This window comes from Pseudomonas sp. IT-P176 (assembly GCF_949767245.1).
In the GTDB taxonomy this organism is placed as follows: Bacteria; Pseudomonadota; Gammaproteobacteria; order Pseudomonadales; family Pseudomonadaceae; genus Aquipseudomonas.
Genome location: NZ_CATKPN010000030.1, coordinates 65,312 through 81,519 on the forward strand (window position 1 = coordinate 65,312; position 16,208 = coordinate 81,519).

The following is a 16,208-nucleotide window of genomic DNA, read 5'->3' on the forward strand; positions in this document are numbered from 1 at the left end:
CTGCTCAAGCCCTGCCCCCAAAACCGCTGCAACGGAGATGACGTCATGCGCCCCTACTGGCTCGATCAGGCCCTGAAAACCCAACCCGACTCGCCCTGCCCGCCGCTGCGGCAGGACACCCGCGCCGATGTCTGCATCGTCGGTGGCGGTTACACCGGTTTGTGGACTGCCATCATGCTCAAGGAACAGAACCCCGAGCTGGACGTGGTCATCGTCGAAGCCGACATCTGTGGTGCCGGCGCCAGTGGACGCAACGGCGGCTGCGCGCTGTCCTGGTCGGCCAAGTACTTCACCCTGGAGCGGTTGTTTGGCGTCAACGAGGCAATACGCCTGGTCAAGGAATCGGAGCAAAGCATCTACGCCATCGGCAGCTTTTGCGAGAAGTACGCGGTTGATGCCGATTACCGTCTCGATGGCACGCTTTACACGGCAACCAACCGTGCCCAGGTCGGCTCGACCGACAGCGTGATCGCCGCGCTGGAGCGCAATGGCATTAACTCCTTCTCCAAGTACGCGCTAGCTGACGTGCAGCGCATGGCGGGCTCGACCCGGCACATTGAAGGCTGGTTCTCGCCTGCGGCAGCCAGTGTGCAGCCGGGCAAGCTGGTGCGCGGTCTGCGTCGAGTCGCACTGCAATTGGGTGTGCGTATCTACGAAGGCTCACCGATGACCCATTTGCAAGAGGGACTGCCTGCCACCGTAAACACCCCGAACGGCAACGTCACCTGCGACCGGGTCGTGTTGGCGATGAACGCCTGGATGGCGCGTGCCTTTGCTCAGTTCTCGCGTTCGGTTGCCATCGTCTCCAGCGACATGATCATTACCGAGCCTCGACCCGACCTGCTCAAGCGGATCGGCCTGACCAGCGGGGTCACCGTGCTCGACTCACGCATCTTCGTGCACTACTACCACAACACCCCGGACGGTCGGATCATGCTCGGCAAAGGCGGCAATACCTTCGCCTACGGCGGGCGCATGTTGCCGGTATTCGACCAGCCATCGCCCTACAAAGGATTGTTGCGCAACACCCTTGCCGAGTTCTTCCCCGACTTTGCCGATGTCGGCATCGCCGCCACCTGGAATGGCCCGTCCGATCGCTCCGTCACCGGGCTACCGTTCTTCGGCCGGATGGGCGCAGGCGGCAACATCTTTTATGGCTTCGGCTATTCCGGCAGCGGCGTCGGCCCTTGTCACATGGGTGGACAGATCCTCTCATCGCTGGTGTTGGGGCAGGACAACCCCTGGACACGCTCGCCGCTGGTGCAAGGTCCGCTCGGCCATTTCCCACCGGAGCCGATCCGCTACCTGGGTTCGCTGATGGTGCGCAATGCCATTCGGCGCAAGGAGCACGCCGAGGACCACAACCTGCACCCTCGTCGACTGGATGTGCGCCTGGCGAAATTCGCCGCCGCCGCCGGCAAGTCAGACAAGGGCTAACGCCGCGCTCACACAGCGACCGCTCACTTGAACAGCAACCCAGGGTCTGATCTGGAGGGTAGACGAATGATTTCGACTTATAAGCTCAGCTTGTTTGTGACATGTGATAAATCGATTTCAGTTATTTTTCCGCAGATGTTTTGATCACGCCATGCATCACTCCCCCACAAAAACAAAACCGCCGGAGAAGATCATGACCAAAGCTGAATTTCCGACCACACAGGCGCTGGCTACTCCAGCCTTGGGTGAACCCTACCTGCTGACCCCGGGCCCCTTGACCACGTCCAAAGCGACCAAGGAAGCCATGCTGCGCGACTGGGGTTCATGGGACGTTACCTTCAACCAAGTCACTGCCGAAGTTCGCCAGAACTTGCTCAGCATGGCCGGTGTCCAGGACGACAGCTTCGCCTGTGTGCCGTTGCAAGGCAGCGGTAGCTACTCGGTGGAGGCAGCTTTGGCCACGGCCATCCCGCGTGACGGTAAAGCACTGGTGCTGATGAATGGCGCCTACGGCCAGCGCGCCACCAAGACCTTGGAGTACCTCGGCCGCGCGTTCATTACCTTGGACAAAGGCGATTATCTGCCACCGCAGCCTGAGGAGGTGGACGCCCTGCTCAGGGACAATCCCGACATCACCAACGTCTTCCTGGTCCATTGCGAAACCAGCTCCGGCATTCTCAATCCGCTGCGCGAAATCGCCGATGTGGTGAAGGCGCATGGCAAGAGCCTGATCATCGATGCGATGAGCTCCTTCGGAGCCGTGCCGTTGACCATCAATGAGATTGCTTTCGACGTGGTGGTGTCCTCCGCCAACAAATGCATCGAGGGTATTCCCGGCTTCGGTTTCGTCATCATCCGTCGCTCCGTGCTGGAGGCCGCCAAAGGCCGCGCCAACTCCCTGAGCCTCGATCTGTATGAGCAGTGGGTCTACATGGAGCGCACGGGCCAATGGCGCTTTACGCCGCCGACCCACAGCGTCGTAGCGTTCCATAAAGCCTTGGAGCAACACACTGCCGAAGGCGGTGTGCATGGCCGTCTGGCGCGCTACACGCGCAATCGCGATGTGCTGGTCAAAGGCATGCGCGAGCTGGGCTTCAGGACGTTGCTTGAAGACCGTTGGCTGTCGCCAATCATCACCACGTTCTTCAGCCCGCAACATCCCAACTTTGAGTTCAAGCGGTTCTACGATGAGCTCAAAGCCCGTCAGTTCATCATCTATCCCGGCAAGCTGACCGTAGCCGAGAGTTTCCGTATCGGCTGTATCGGCCAGATCGACGAATACATCGTCCATCAGTTGCTGCGCGCCATCGCCGACAGTCTCGTGGCGATGAACGTCGACATGCAACAGCCGGCGGCCTGACGGCCCTTCAAAGGTCCTTGTCGATTCACGCACTGGTGCAATGGGTAGCACTTGTGGACAGGGGTCTTTTTTAACCATGGATTCGGTGACTTACCGCTAGCCACAGCCGAGCAGGAGTCAGCGACCGCGTCAATTTAATACCGAAAGCCTGATGCCACCTCACTGCCATCTGATCGATGCCGTGTGCGTGGAGAGATTTTCTGTACCGAAAATAAAAACAAAACCCATTACTTTGCGCTGTCTGGCACCACATACGGGATCAGAACACCATGAACAAGAACGCTACAAACCCTCTCGCAACCGGCTGGAAATCGCTCCAGCGCTGGCGCGTGCAAATTTTCCTTATCACCTGGGTGGCCTATGCGGCCTTCTACTTTACCCGCAAGGCTTTTTCCGTGGCCAAGCTGGGGATTGGCGAAGATCCGGACTTCATGCTCGAAAAGAGCATGATGGCCAACCTCGATGCCCTCTACCTGATCGCGTATGCAGTCGGCCAGTTTCTGTGGGGCAACTTCTCTGACCGCTTCGGTCCCAGGGTCGTGGTCCTCAGCGGACTGGTGATTTCGGCGCTGGCGGCGCTACTGATGGGCACCTACGCCACGCTACCGATCTTCGCCTCCTGCATGCTGATCCAAGGCCTGGCTCAGTCCACGGGTTGGTCGGGGCTGTGCAAGAACGTTGGGAGCTTCTTCAGCACTGGCGAACGTGGCCGCGTACTGGGTTACTGGAGCACCTGCTACGCCTTCGGCGGACTGGTTGCCACACCGTTTGCCGGTTGGTGGGCCTACAACGCTTACCATGACTGGCGCATCGCGTTCATCAGCAGCGCCGTGGTGGTGCTGGTGGTAGCGGTACTGTTCTTTTTCCTGCAACGCAACCAGCCAGAAGATGTCGGGCTGCCGCCTGTAGAGATCGAGATCGAACCCGTCAGCAAGGTCGCAGTGCCGCGCGAAAGCATGTGGGCTGGTTTGCGCACGGTGATGAAAAATCGAACCGTACTGGTGCTCGGCCTGGCCTATTTCATGCTCAAGCCAGCGCGCTACGCGATCCTGCTCTGGGGGCCGGTGATTATCTACGAGCGGATGCCAGAGATTGGCAAAGTGGCATCCGCCATCGTGCCGACGGCTTTTGAATTGGCAGGCCTGGCAGGCCCGATCCTGATTGGTATCGCCTCAGACAAATACTTTGGCGCTCGGCGGATGCCGGCCTGTGTTCTTAGCCTGGTGCTCCTGACCATTTGCCTCGCGCTGTTCGTCCCTGCCATGCAGAGCGGCAGTCTTTACATGGTGGTTGGCCTGCTGTTCATGATGGGCCTGACGCTTTACGGGCCGGACTCGATGATGAGCGGCTCGGCGGCCATTGATTTCGGCAGTAAGGACGGAGCGGCCTCCGCCGCAGGCTTCGTCAACGGTTGCGGTTCGATAGGCGCGGTCCTCGGCGGCCTGTTACCCGGTTACTTCGACACCACCACCATCTTCCTGGTGTTCACCGTCGCGGCGCTACTGGCCAGCCTGATGTTGATTCCATTCTGGAACAGCCGCCCGAAAACCGTGGAAAGCACGGTGCTGGCCTCGGCTCCAATGCAAACGGTCATCGTTGGCACAACCCCCTGAATTCGAATTAATCACTCACCATTCATTGGAGCAATCACCATGCATTACCAACAACCTTCCCAACTGCAGGGCGTGGTACTGGACTGGGCCGGCACTGTCGTTGATTTCGGTTCTTTCGCACCGACTCAGATATTCGTCGAAGCCTTTGCCGAGTTCGGCGTTGCAGTCTCCCTGGCAGAAGCTCGCGGGCCTATGGGCATGGGCAAATGGGATCACATCCGCACGCTGTGCAACGAACCGCAGATCGCCGAACGCTACCGTCTCGCCTTCGGCCGATTGCCCACCGACGATGATGTCACTGCCCTCTACGAGCGCTTCATGCCTTTGCAGATCGAAAAGATCGCCCTGCATTCGGCGCTGATTCCCGGTGCGCTCAATACCATCAATGGCTTGCGCGACAAGGGACTGAAAATCGGTTCTTGCTCAGGCTACCCGGCCGTGGTCATGGAAAAAGTCGTGGAGCTGGCTCGCAAGAACGGCTACGTCACCGACCATGTAGTGGCGACCGACGAAGTGCCCAATGGTCGTCCACACCCCGCGCAAGCGTTGGCTAACGTGATTGCGCTGGGCATCAGTGATGTCGCGGCCTGCGTCAAGGTCGACGACACCTGGCCGGGGATTCTCGAAGGCCGTAGCGCTGGAATGTGGACGGTGGCATTGACCTGCTCTGGCAACGCATTGGGCCTGTCCTATGAAGAGTTCAAGGATTTATCCCTGGAGGAGCTGGCCGAGGAACGCGCGCGCATCATCAAGATGTTCGAAGGCTCTCGCCCGCACTATCTGATCGACACCATCGTTGATTTGCCAGAGGTCATCGAAAACATCAATGCCCGCCTGGCACGTGGAGAAACCCCGCAGGGCTCCTGAGCCTGTTGGGCTTGTGCAATTGACAGTGGCCGTCCAAAGGACGGTCACATCCCACAACAACAAGAGAACGCCACCATGAAATACGCCCATCCCGGCACTCCCGATGCCATCGTTTCCTTCAAGTCCCGCTACGGTAACTACATCGGCGGCGAGTTCGTCGCGCCTGTCAAAGGCCAGTACTTCACCAACACCTCGCCGGTCAACGGCCAACCGATTGCCGAATTCCCCCGCTCCACGGCCGAAGACATCGAAAAAGCCCTGGACGCGGCCCACGCCGCGGCCGATGCCTGGGGCAAGACCTCGGTCCAGGACCGCTCCCTGGTGCTGTTGAAAATCGCCGATCGCATCGAGCAGAACCTCGAAGTCCTGGCAATCACCGAATCCTGGGACAACGGCAAGGCCGTGCGCGAAACCCTGAACGCCGACATCCCGCTGGCGGCTGATCACTTCCGCTACTACGCCGGCTGCATCCGCGCGCAGGAAGGCAGCTCTGCGGAAATCAACGAACACACCGCCGCCTATCACTTCCACGAACCGCTGGGCGTGGTCGGCCAGATCATCCCGTGGAACTTCCCGATCCTGATGGCCGCCTGGAAACTCGCGCCGGCCCTGGCTGCCGGTAACTGCGTGGTGCTCAAGCCGGCCGAACAAACGCCGCTGGGCATCAGCGTGCTGCTGGAACTGATCGGCGACCTGCTGCCACCGGGCGTGTTGAACGTGGTGCAAGGGTTCGGCAAAGAAGCCGGCGAAGCCCTGGCCACCAGCAAGCGCATCGCCAAGATCGCCTTCACCGGCTCGACCCCGGTCGGCTCGCACATCATGAAATGCGCCGCCGAAAACATCATTCCGTCGACCGTGGAACTGGGCGGCAAGTCGCCGAACATCTTCTTCGCCGACATCATGCAAGCCGAAGAATCGTTCATCGAAAAAGCCGCCGAAGGCCTGGTGCTGGCGTTCTTCAACCAGGGTGAAGTCTGCACCTGCCCGTCTCGCGCCCTGGTGCAAGAGTCGATCTACGACGATTTCATGAAAGTCGTGATGAAGAAGGTCCTGCAAATCAAGCGCGGCGACCCGCTCGACACCGACACCATGGTCGGCGCCCAGGCGTCCGAGCAGCAATTCGACAAAATTCTCTCCTACCTGGAAATCGCCAAGGGCGAAGGCGCCGAGCTGCTGACCGGTGGCAAGGTGGAAAAACTCGAGGGCAACCTGGCGACCGGCTATTACATCCAGCCGACCCTGCTCAAGGGCACCAACAAAATGCGCGTGTTCCAGGAAGAAATCTTCGGCCCAGTGGTGAGCATCACCACCTTCAAGGACGAAGCCGAAGCCCTGGCCATTGCCAACGACACCGAGTTCGGCCTCGGTGCCGGTCTCTGGACCCGCGACATCAACCGCGCCTACCGCATGGGCCGGGCGATCAAGGCCGGTCGCGTCTGGACCAACTGCTACCACCTGTACCCGGCACACGCCGCGTTCGGTGGCTACAAGAAGTCCGGTGTCGGCCGTGAAACCCACAAGATGATGCTCGATCACTACCAACAGACCAAAAACCTGCTGGTGAGCTACGACATCAACCCGCTGGGCTTCTTCTGATCTTCTACGAGACCGAGTAACGGCGATCACGAGCATGGCTCCGCCCCTACAGGATTACGTCGTACCTGTAGGCGCGAGCCTTGCCGTTGAGACAACTATTTCACCGAGGTAAAGCAAGATGAGTGCGGCTTCTCTGTATCCCGTTCGTCCCGAGGCTCTGGCCAATACCCTGACTGACGAGGCGACCTACAAGGCCATGTACCAGCAGTCTGTCGTCAACCCGGACGGCTTCTGGCGCGAACAAGCCAAGCGCCTCGACTGGATCAAGCCTTTCACCACGGTGAAGCAGACCTCGTTCGACGACCACCATGTCGACATCAAGTGGTTCGCCGACGGCACCCTCAACGTTTCCTACAACTGCCTCGACCGTCACCTGGCCGAGCGCGGCGACCAGATCGCGATCATCTGGGAAGGCGATGACCCAACCGAGAGCCGCAACATCACCTACCGCGAGCTGCACGAACAAGTCTGCAAGTTTGCCAACGCCCTGCGTGGCCAGGATGTGCACCGCGGCGACGTGGTGACTATCTATATGCCGATGATCCCCGAAGCCGTGGTCGCCATGCTGGCCTGCACCCGGATCGGCGCGATTCACTCGGTGGTGTTCGGCGGCTTCTCGCCCGAAGCCCTGGCCGGACGGATCATCGACTGCAAATCGAAAGTGGTGATCACCGCTGACGAAGGCCTGCGTGCCGGCAAGAAAATTTCCCTCAAGGCCAACGTCGACGACGCGCTGACCAACCCGGAAACCAGCAGCATCCAGAAAGTCATCGTGTGCAAGCGCACCGGTGGCGACATCAAGTGGAACCAGCATCGCGATATCTGGTACGAAGACCTGATGAAAGTCGCGGGCACCGTCTGCGCGCCGAAAGAAATGGGCGCCGAAGAAGCGCTGTTCATCCTCTACACCTCCGGCTCCACCGGCAAGCCAAAGGGCGTTCAGCACACCACCGGCGGCTACCTGCTGTACGCGGCGCTGACCCATGAGCGCGTGTTCGACTACCGTCCGGGCGAAATCTACTGGTGCACCGCCGACGTCGGCTGGGTCACTGGCCACACCTACATCGTCTACGGCCCGCTGGCCAATGGCGCGACCACCCTGCTGTTCGAAGGTGTGCCGAACTACCCGGACATCACCCGGGTGGGGAAAATCGTCGACAAGCACAAGGTCAATATCCTCTACACCGCGCCGACCGCGATCCGCGCGATGATGGCCTCCGGCACTGCCGCCTGCGAAGGCACCGATGGCAGCAGCCTGCGCCTGTTGGGTTCGGTGGGCGAGCCGATCAACCCGGAAGCCTGGGACTGGTACTACAAGAACGTCGGACAATCGCGTTGCCCGATCGTCGACACCTGGTGGCAGACCGAAACCGGCGCCACCCTGATGAGCCCGCTGCCGGGCGCTCACGCCCTCAAGCCGGGCTCTGCGGCGCGTCCGTTCTTCGGCGTGGTGCCGGCGCTAGTGGATAACCTGGGCAACATCATCGAGGGCGCCGCCGAAGGCAACCTGGTGATCCTCGACTCGTGGCCAGGCCAGGCCCGTACCCTGTACGGCGACCATGACCGTTTTGTCGACACCTACTTCAAGACCTTCCGCGGCATGTACTTCACCGGCGACGGTGCTCGTCGCGACGAAGACGGCTACTGGTGGATCACCGGCCGGGTGGATGACGTGCTCAACGTCTCCGGCCACCGCATGGGCACCGCCGAGATCGAGAGCGCGATGGTCGCCCACCCGAAAGTCGCCGAGGCCGCCGTAGTCGGTGTGCCGCACGACATCAAGGGCCAGGGGATCTATGTCTACGTCACCCTCAACGGTGGCGAAGAGCCGAACGAAGCGTTGCGCCTGGAACTGAAGAACTGGGTGCGCAAGGAGATCGGTCCGATCGCCTCGCCGGATGTCATCCAGTGGGCGCCGGGGTTGCCGAAAACCCGTTCGGGGAAAATCATGCGCCGCATCCTGCGCAAAATTGCCACGGCTGAGTACGATGGCTTGGGTGACATCTCGACCCTGGCCGACCCGGGTGTGGTGCAGCATTTGATCGATACTCACAAGACCATGAACGTCGCGTAGGCTTTCTCAAGCTATCAGCCGGCGTCCATTTCGCTCGGTAAATCATCGCCTGAGTAGTGGACGTCGGTGCAGTCGGTCTCGAAGGCCAAGCGGCGCAATCTCCGGGGGAGTTCAAAGACCGCCTTTCGCTCGCAGATCTGGTGATTGCCCCCGCTAGTTACCCCGCCCTCCTCCAAACGACCACTCATCGCCGGCCGTAGTGGTGATTACCACCATGACATCCTCCGCGTTCAGGCCCGTCGCCCGCCCCAATTTTTCAACCAGATCGCGGTAAAACCGCTGTTTGGTCCCGACACTTCGAGGACGGCCTGCGGTAATCGCGATGAGCACAAAGTCATGGCTGCGCGGCCCGCCAAGGTAGTGGGGATCAAATATCAGCTCGCCGACCTCATGCTGGTGAATGGCCTGGAAACGATCTGTCTTCGGTACTTCGAAGCTCTCGACCAAGGCGTCGTGCAAACCTGCAGACAATGCCTGTAGATACTCGGCCGACTTCCCGCGGTGCAGTGAAATTCGTGCAAACGGCATCAACGGCTACTCCTGATGTTCTGGAAGACGAGCTTGAAGCTCACTAAGCACGTTCAGTGCCGAGGCAGCCGTCGGCCAACCGGAATAAAACGCCAGGTGGGTGATGACTTCGGACAGTTCGTCGACACTCAAACCGTTATCGAGTGCACGTTGAAAATGGAACGGCAATTGCTCAAGCCGGTACATCGCCACCAGCGCGGCCACCGTCGCCAGACTGCGTTCGCGGGGCCTCAATTGCGGACGTGTCCACATGTCGCCAAACAATACGTTGTCAGTCAGTTCGGCAAACTTCTGCGGGTAGTTGCCCTGCTGTTCCCGCCCAGTGACCTTCGATGCACTCATGATGATTTCCCCTGATGTCCCAATTGACGGGAGAAAACTATCAAGTCGCAACAATTCCGAATATCAGATTTAATTGCAGCAATCATCCTGAATTAGTGGACTATTGAATGCGCCGTCCAACCTTCGATCTTGACGTATTGCGCACCTTCGTTACCGGCGTGGAGTACAACAGTTTTGCCAAAGCGGCGGATCGGCTCGGTCGATCTACGTCTGCCGTAAGCGCTCAATTGAAGAAACTCGAGGAACAGGTCGGTACGCCGATACTGGCCAAATCCGGTCGCGGGCTGGTCTTGACCCCCATGGGAGAAACACTGCTCAGCCATGCCCGCCGGTTGCTGGAACTGAACGACGGCATTTTCCAGACGCTGCACGAAAACCAGACCGCCGAGACCATACGCCTCGGGCTACAAGAGGACTTCGGGGAACATTTTCTGAGCGATATCCTGCGAGGCTTCGTCAGGACTTACCCAAGGGTGAATCTCGAAGTCCGGATCGCCCGTAACACCGAGCTGCTTGCTCTGGTCGAAAGTGCAGAGCTGGACCTGGCTCTGACCTGGGACACGGGGCACATGTCGCCCTATGCCACGCGCTTGGGCGAAACCCAGATGCACTGGATCGGAGCCCCCGATACGCCAGTGCCGTCAGGCCTTGATGACTCACCGTTGCCATTGATCATGTTTGACGCGCCTTGCGTAATGCGCAGCGCTGCCACCCTGGCGCTGGATGCTGCTCACATACCCTGGCGGATTGCCCTCACCAGCCCCAGCGTGGGTGGAATCTGGGCGGCCGTCACCGCCGGATTGGGCCTGACGCTCCGCACCCGGATCGGACTGCCGCGCCATCTCACCGTAGTTCCTGGCCTGCCACCCGTGCCAAGCCTTGGCTACGTGCTGCACAACGGTGGCGACGACCCGACACCTGCCACCCAACTATTGGCGGCATTGATCAAAACCGGCCTGCAAGAACAGATCTTTCGTTTCACGATGACGAAATAATCGAAGGTACCAAGGTTCATACGAGCGATACGAATGGAAAACAACGAAGCACTGAGGGGGGGCCCAGTGGAGGAGTATGGGGCGTTTGCTGCACTCCACGAAGGGCAGCTGTCGGCCAAAAGCGGTCATTCAGACCTCGCCGATTACGGCCAGAAACCGCCATCGATGCCAAGGATTTGAAGACTTAAGCATAGCTAGAGGAAAATGGCGTCGCTCAACGCTCTCAACATGAGCCGAATCAACCACAAGTACGCGCCTCACAGGTGGGGTATATTAGCTAGGTCGACGGTTGTGTAGGCACGTGTACTGTCTGCGTACTTTGCTGCTCGATCTTGATGTGGTACTGCCACAAATTAGGATATTTCGTCAGGAGGACATGTGCTCTGTCATTTTTTGCGCAGCATGCGTAGTTGTGTTCAGGGCATCTTCCGTTCTGAACAAAAACCTACCGGGGACACGTGGGAGCTGGTCCCGCTTACCCCTGAGTATTTGGCAGAAGAGCATGGTGGCTATGTCGCCGCTATAGAAGCTGCGCTCGCGAAGGATCAAGTCCGTAACATAGCTTTGTCCGGCAACTACGGGGTCGGTAAGAGCAGCATCATGCAGGAAGTCGCTCGGCGGCTGGATAATCGCATCGTAGAGTTATCGCTCTCGACGCTTGCACCTATCGAGGTTTCCCAGCTTGATGATTCAGTGCCTGTTCAGGCCACCACGCCGACCAACCGCATCCAACAGGAAATTGTTAAACAGCTGCTCTATCGAGAATATCCGAGCAGAACCCCTGGTTCACGCTTTCGACGTATCGAGCGTTTCAGATGGTGGCGGGCGATAGGAACGTCGATATTGTTGGGGTTCGTCGTTGTTGTAGTTTTCCTACTGACGGAGTGGACGGCAAAGATTGCCTCTGTATTCGCGCCGTATGCGGATATCGGGGTATGGGCTCATCCTGTCGTTTGGTGTGCCAGTGCGCTGACTACCCTCCTAGTAAGCTGGTCATTCTATGGAAAACTGCATATCCAGCAGCTCTCCGCGGGATCTGCAACCGTCACGCTCAACGAAAGCTCCGTTTCGTATTTTGACCAATATCTCGACGAGATCGTCTATTTCTTTGAGGTCTCAGATCGCGATGTTGTGCTCTTCGAGGATATCGATCGGTTCAACGACTCTCATATTTTCGAGACGCTTCGAGCGCTCAACACCCTGCTCAACGCCTCGCCTCAGATCAAGAAACCGATTCGATTTATTTATGCCATCAAAGACAGCATCTTCGATCGTATTGGTCTGGAGATAGAAGGCCGTAAACGCAATACAGAGGTGCTCGCTACGGACGATCCGGCACAGATCGAAGCTATGCGCACTAATCGCACGAAATTCTTCGATCTGGTCATCCCGGTAGTCCCCTTCATTACGCACAGAAGCGCTCGTAACTTGGCGCTACAGCTACTCGGCCAGATCAAGCATCAGGTAGCTCCGGAGCTACTCGATTTAGCGACGCAGTACGTGCCGGATATGCGCCTGCTCAAGAACGTCCGTAACGAGTTCATCGTCTTTCGCGACCGGATCTTCGCCGGCGACGGAGAGGACCTCAAACTGAATGAGACTGACCTGTTTGCGATGATGCTCTATAAGAGTACGCACTTAGCTGACTTTGAAACGATCCGGCTCGGGCACAGCAACCTGGACGTGCTCTACAAGCTAAGCCGTGAACTGGTGACTGAGAACATCAAGCGGATCGAGGGCGATGTTCGCTTGCTCCGTCAGCAGGTCACACGGATCAATGGAGCTGTTACTCGTAGTGCTCAGTTGGGAGAGCGGCTGCTTGAGTACGTGCAGCTAACTGTTGAAGCTGCTGGTTTTCGGACCCAAAATGCAACGTATTCGATTGAAGGTGTTGCGAAGTCTCCGAACGACTTTAAGAAAGCGGAGTTCTGGACAAGCTTCGTCTCTCCAGACGAATACTCGCCACTTAAATATCACGACAACTACCACGGTCATAACCTGACGTTCACCCGCGACAATCTTGTGGCTGCGCTTAGGGATCCGCTGGACGCCAAGAGCTGGAACGAAGCGGATCGTGAAGCTCTCACCGAGCAAATCGATGAGAAGATGGATGAAATCAAATTCCTGCGAAGCGCTGATCTTGGTGATCTCGTCAAGCGGCCAGAATTTCTCGTCCAATATGAGGAGGGCATGCAGCCCTTCGAGGCAATTGCGAAAAGCATCCTAACGTCGGGCCTGGCGTACCAGATCGTCCGTGCCGGATATATCAACCGCAACTTCACGCTCTACACGTCAACCTTCCACGGGGATCGCGTTGGCACCGCTGCCACGAATTTCATTATTCATCATGTCGAGCGAGATCTGATGGATCAGCACTTCTTGCTTACCCCAGAGGACGTGGACGCCATCGTCCGCGAACGAGGCAAGAACGCGCTGCAGGAGCCTGCGCTTTACAACATCGCTATCTTAGATCGTCTTCTAGCCTCAGATGTCAAAGCGGCCGACATCATGATCCGCTCTCTAGTTGGTCTCGGGGAGCGCCAGGTCAGTTTTCTGCAGGCCTACCTCAGCGCAGGGGAAGAGCGCCAACGGCTTATCGAACGTTTCACGATCGCGTCCACGCGAGTGCTTACCTACCTCGTGACTCAGGCGGATCTAGACGATTCTTTGCGCCTAGCGTTTGTGAATGTAGCGCTCGCAAATTTGCCGCCTCCCAAGCAGCGGATTGATTCTGCGGTGTCGTCATACCTGTCGGAGCGCCACTCTGAATTTTCGGCGCTAACTTCGGATGCGACCTTGCCGGCCCAGGCTGAACGTATCGGCGTGCTCTTCGGAGATGGAGGTATTACCGTTCCTCGCCTTGAGCTGCTTGGCCGTCATGTCCGTACGTCGTTCGTATCACGCAATTTGTATGAGATCACTTACCAGAACCTCTTGATAGCTATCGACAGTGCGAAAACCGTGGCGCTCGACGTCATTCAGGATCGGGACCAAACGGTGTATGACTACGTGCTCAGGCATTTGAGCAAGTACTTGGAGGCTGTCGAAGGCACATCCGCGACGATAGATGCGAAAGAGCACTTCCTTGCCGTGATCGAAGACGTGCTCTCGATAGATGCGTCTCGTCTCGGAGATGTGGTCGAGCGTGCTGCTGTGGAGTGTGATGTTTCAGACCTTACAGATGTGTCTGAGGGGGCGTGGCCAGCGCTAGCTGAAAATAAGCGTATCCCCGCAACATTCAACAACGTTAACGGTTACGTAGTGGCTATCGGGGCGATTGATGCGCATCTAACAAAATTGCTGACGGCCGCGGCGGAGATCACCGACATCGACACTGCCGACGAGGAATCGAAGACTGCGTTGGCGATGTCAATCCTGGCGGCAACGGACCAGCTTCCGTCAGCGGTGTTACGTGCGGAGCTGGTCGCGAGCTTGAGCCTTAGCAAATATCTCGCTGCTGATAAAATTGCGGCGGAAGTTGGCGAGCTCTTCGCTCAGTTGCTCAAATACAACGTCATTGCGGATGACGCAGAATCATATGAGCACCTTGCGTCCACCGATTGGCCGACGCGCAAAGAATTTATCCGAGAGTCGCAGGAGTTTTCGAGCTACATGACCCCGGCTTTGATAGGGCGAGACTTGGCGATGCTTCTGGGGAGTGATGATATTGATTCGACGATCAAAAATGTAATTGTCGAGCAAGCTCTCCAGTATGTGGAAATGGCCACTAACCTTGGCCTAAACGAACTAGCGCGATTCGCTATAGCATTCGAGCACAAGCTCTCGCCTGACGTTGTACAGAAAATGGCGCAAGGGAAAGTTTCAGCGCAGCACATCTTACTACTGCTTAAACCACACCTGGAGGTGATCAGTCGTGACCAGCTCTTCACCATCCTGCAAGCGCTTGACGGTGATTACCCTGAGCTGACTGAAGTGGGCCGCGGTAGACTAAAAGTGCCGGATACGCCTGCTGATCGAGAGCTATTGGGACGTCTTAAACGTGAAAATACGGTAAGTAGCTGCGACGATAGCAAGGGAATGATTGAGGTACATAGAAAGCGTAAGTAAGGCTGGCCTATCTGAATTACGCCTGTACGAGTATGACTAGTGCTGTCACCTCCGACCCAGCGGTGAGCCTCGCATGGGTGCCTTTGAATCGCCCCTTATTCCCTAGACGCCCCCGAATGACTGCTTTTGGCCGATAGCTGCCTTTGGTCAACGGCAGCGTTGGGTCGTTTTCTGCCCCTCTCAATGGTCAGAAAACGGCCATTACCTGCCATTTACGACGTGCAGACGAGGCACCATTGCAATGGCGCCCTACTGTTCCATTCAGGCAGCCCCCCTGATAGCGCGCCCAACGATGTTTTGCTCACTACTTGATTAACGCGAACAGCATCACGAGCCCCCGGAATGAGCAGATGACGCGAGCCCTTACATCCGGTGATGTTCCAGCAAGAAATCCACGAACAACCGCACCCGCGCCGGCATTGTCGAACCACCTACGAACACCGCATGAATCGGTTCCTGGTCGCCTGGGTTCCAGGCTTCCAGCAGCGGTATCAGGTCGCCGCGTTGCAGATCCTCGCTCACGCTGAATTCGCCGATACGCGCAATGCCGGCACCTACTCGCGCGAGTTGTGCCAGCGCTTCACCACTGCTGCATTCGATGTTGCCGCTGACCTTCAGGGAAAACTCACGTGCGTCGCGGATGAACGGCCAGTTGGGTTCTGCACGTCGGAAGTTGAAGCGTAGGCAGTTGTGCCGTAGCAGATCTTCCGGTTCCTGGGGGGTACCGTGGCGCTGCAGATATTCGGGCGATGCCACCACTACCTGGCCGGTGGCGCCGATCCTGCGCGCGGTCAGCGGGCTGTCCGGCAGATGGCCAAAGCGTACCGCTACGTCGGCCTGGCCGCCGAGAATGTCGACGACTTCGTCGCCGAGGGTGAGGTCGACGACGATGTTCGGGTAGCGAGCACTGAATGCAGCCACCAAGGGAACGATGGCCAGCCGCCCATGGCCAAGGGCGGCGCTGACCCGTAATCGGCCCCTTGGTACGCCCTGGTCGGCGATGGCTTCTTCGACCTCGGCCATGTCGGCCAGGATCCGTCGGGCGCCGCGCAGGAACGCCTCGCCCTCTGCCGTGAAGGTGATCGCTCGGGTGGTTCGCAACAGCAGGCGGGTACCAAGACGTTGTTCGGTACGCGCGATGATCCGACTGACCGCCGAGGGTGTCAGCCCCAATGCACGCGAAGCGGCCGACAGGCTGCCTTCCTGCGCCACGGTGGCGAACACGGCCATTTCACCCGACTTGCCGCTGAAGTCCATTTGTGCCCCTTACGCAAAGGTGATTGCCAGAAATGCTATCTACCGCTTGAAAAGGCTGGATCGTAGCATTG

At 58.3% G+C, this 16,208-nt stretch carries 11 protein-coding genes; 8 read left to right on the forward strand and 3 right to left on the reverse strand.

Annotated features, from left to right (window positions below):
- Positions 1–45: 45 nt before the first annotated feature.
- The 6 genes from ACM6IP_RS03995 to acs all read left to right on the forward strand — a co-directional run bounded on the left by ACM6IP_RS03995 (position 46) and on the right by acs (position 8,947).
- A complete protein-coding gene (locus tag ACM6IP_RS03995) occupies positions 46–1,437 on the forward strand; it encodes an FAD-dependent oxidoreductase (RefSeq protein ID WP_414861001.1) in 1,392 nt (463 codons plus the stop codon).
- 193 nt (positions 1,438–1,630) lie between these two features.
- Positions 1,631–2,797: a 2-aminoethylphosphonate--pyruvate transaminase gene (locus ACM6IP_RS04000; protein WP_159996391.1), complete on the forward strand. Its 1,167-nt coding sequence runs from the start codon at positions 1,631–1,633 to the stop codon at positions 2,795–2,797.
- A gap of 269 nt (positions 2,798–3,066) precedes the next feature.
- The gene (locus ACM6IP_RS04005) at positions 3,067–4,410 is read left to right on the forward strand and encodes an MFS transporter (protein ID WP_414861002.1); all 1,344 of its coding nucleotides are present in this window, start codon (positions 3,067–3,069) and stop codon (positions 4,408–4,410) included.
- Between the two features lie 39 nt (positions 4,411–4,449).
- The gene (gene phnX / locus ACM6IP_RS04010; RefSeq protein WP_095168550.1) at positions 4,450–5,277 is read left to right on the forward strand and encodes a phosphonoacetaldehyde hydrolase; all 828 of its coding nucleotides are present in this window, start codon (positions 4,450–4,452) and stop codon (positions 5,275–5,277) included.
- 75 nt (positions 5,278–5,352) lie between these two features.
- Positions 5,353–6,873 carry an aldehyde dehydrogenase family protein gene (locus ACM6IP_RS04015; RefSeq protein ID WP_095168548.1) on the forward strand — a complete coding sequence of 507 codons (1,521 nt, stop codon included), beginning with the start codon at positions 5,353–5,355 and terminating at the stop codon, positions 6,871–6,873.
- A 118-nt stretch (positions 6,874–6,991) separates the two neighbouring features.
- The gene (acs, locus tag ACM6IP_RS04020; protein WP_320332390.1) at positions 6,992–8,947 is read left to right on the forward strand and encodes an acetate--CoA ligase; all 1,956 of its coding nucleotides are present in this window, start codon (positions 6,992–6,994) and stop codon (positions 8,945–8,947) included.
- A 153-nt stretch (positions 8,948–9,100) separates the two neighbouring features.
- Here the strand turns inward: acs and ACM6IP_RS04025 are convergent, their stop codons facing one another.
- Positions 9,101–9,475, reverse strand: coding sequence for a tautomerase family protein (locus ACM6IP_RS04025; RefSeq protein WP_095169164.1), 375 nt, complete (start codon positions 9,473–9,475; stop codon positions 9,101–9,103).
- 6 nt (positions 9,476–9,481) lie between these two features.
- Positions 9,482–9,817, reverse strand: a complete 336-nt coding sequence (locus ACM6IP_RS04030) for a carboxymuconolactone decarboxylase family protein (protein WP_414861003.1) — start codon at positions 9,815–9,817, stop codon at positions 9,482–9,484.
- Between the two features lie 107 nt (positions 9,818–9,924).
- Here ACM6IP_RS04030 and ACM6IP_RS04035 point away from each other — a divergent pair, with 107 nt between their 5' ends.
- Both ACM6IP_RS04035 and ACM6IP_RS04040 read left to right on the forward strand, forming a co-directional pair.
- On the forward strand, positions 9,925–10,812 hold the full coding sequence (locus ACM6IP_RS04035) for a LysR substrate-binding domain-containing protein (RefSeq protein ID WP_414861004.1): 888 nt from the start codon (positions 9,925–9,927) through the stop codon (positions 10,810–10,812).
- A 378-nt stretch (positions 10,813–11,190) separates the two neighbouring features.
- Positions 11,191–14,880: a DNA-binding protein gene (locus ACM6IP_RS04040; RefSeq protein ID WP_414861005.1), complete on the forward strand. Its 3,690-nt coding sequence runs from the start codon at positions 11,191–11,193 to the stop codon at positions 14,878–14,880.
- 363 nt (positions 14,881–15,243) lie between these two features.
- Here ACM6IP_RS04040 and ACM6IP_RS04045 read toward each other — a convergent pair whose 3' ends face one another.
- The gene (locus ACM6IP_RS04045; protein ID WP_159996403.1) at positions 15,244–16,137 is read right to left on the reverse strand and encodes a LysR family transcriptional regulator; all 894 of its coding nucleotides are present in this window, start codon (positions 16,135–16,137) and stop codon (positions 15,244–15,246) included.
- Positions 16,138–16,208 lie beyond the last annotated feature (71 nt).

Coding starts and splice junctions, on each gene's coding strand:
- ACM6IP_RS04015 (WP_095168548.1), top strand. CDS start 5,353: ATGAAATACGCCCATCCCGGCACTCCCGATGCCATCGTTTCCTTCAAG.
- acs (WP_320332390.1), top strand. CDS start 6,992: ATGAGTGCGGCTTCTCTGTATCCCGTTCGTCCCGAGGCTCTGGCCAAT.
- ACM6IP_RS04000 (WP_159996391.1), top strand. CDS start 1,631: ATGACCAAAGCTGAATTTCCGACCACACAGGCGCTGGCTACTCCAGCC.
- ACM6IP_RS04005 (WP_414861002.1), top strand. CDS start 3,067: ATGAACAAGAACGCTACAAACCCTCTCGCAACCGGCTGGAAATCGCTC.
- ACM6IP_RS03995 (WP_414861001.1), top strand. CDS start 46: ATGCGCCCCTACTGGCTCGATCAGGCCCTGAAAACCCAACCCGACTCG.
- phnX (WP_095168550.1), top strand. CDS start 4,450: ATGCATTACCAACAACCTTCCCAACTGCAGGGCGTGGTACTGGACTGG.
- ACM6IP_RS04030 (WP_414861003.1), bottom strand. CDS start 9,817: ATGAGTGCATCGAAGGTCACTGGGCGGGAACAGCAGGGCAACTACCCG.
- ACM6IP_RS04045 (WP_159996403.1), bottom strand. CDS start 16,137: ATGGACTTCAGCGGCAAGTCGGGTGAAATGGCCGTGTTCGCCACCGTG.
- ACM6IP_RS04025 (WP_095169164.1), bottom strand. CDS start 9,475: ATGCCGTTTGCACGAATTTCACTGCACCGCGGGAAGTCGGCCGAGTAT.
- ACM6IP_RS04035 (WP_414861004.1), top strand. CDS start 9,925: ATGCGCCGTCCAACCTTCGATCTTGACGTATTGCGCACCTTCGTTACC.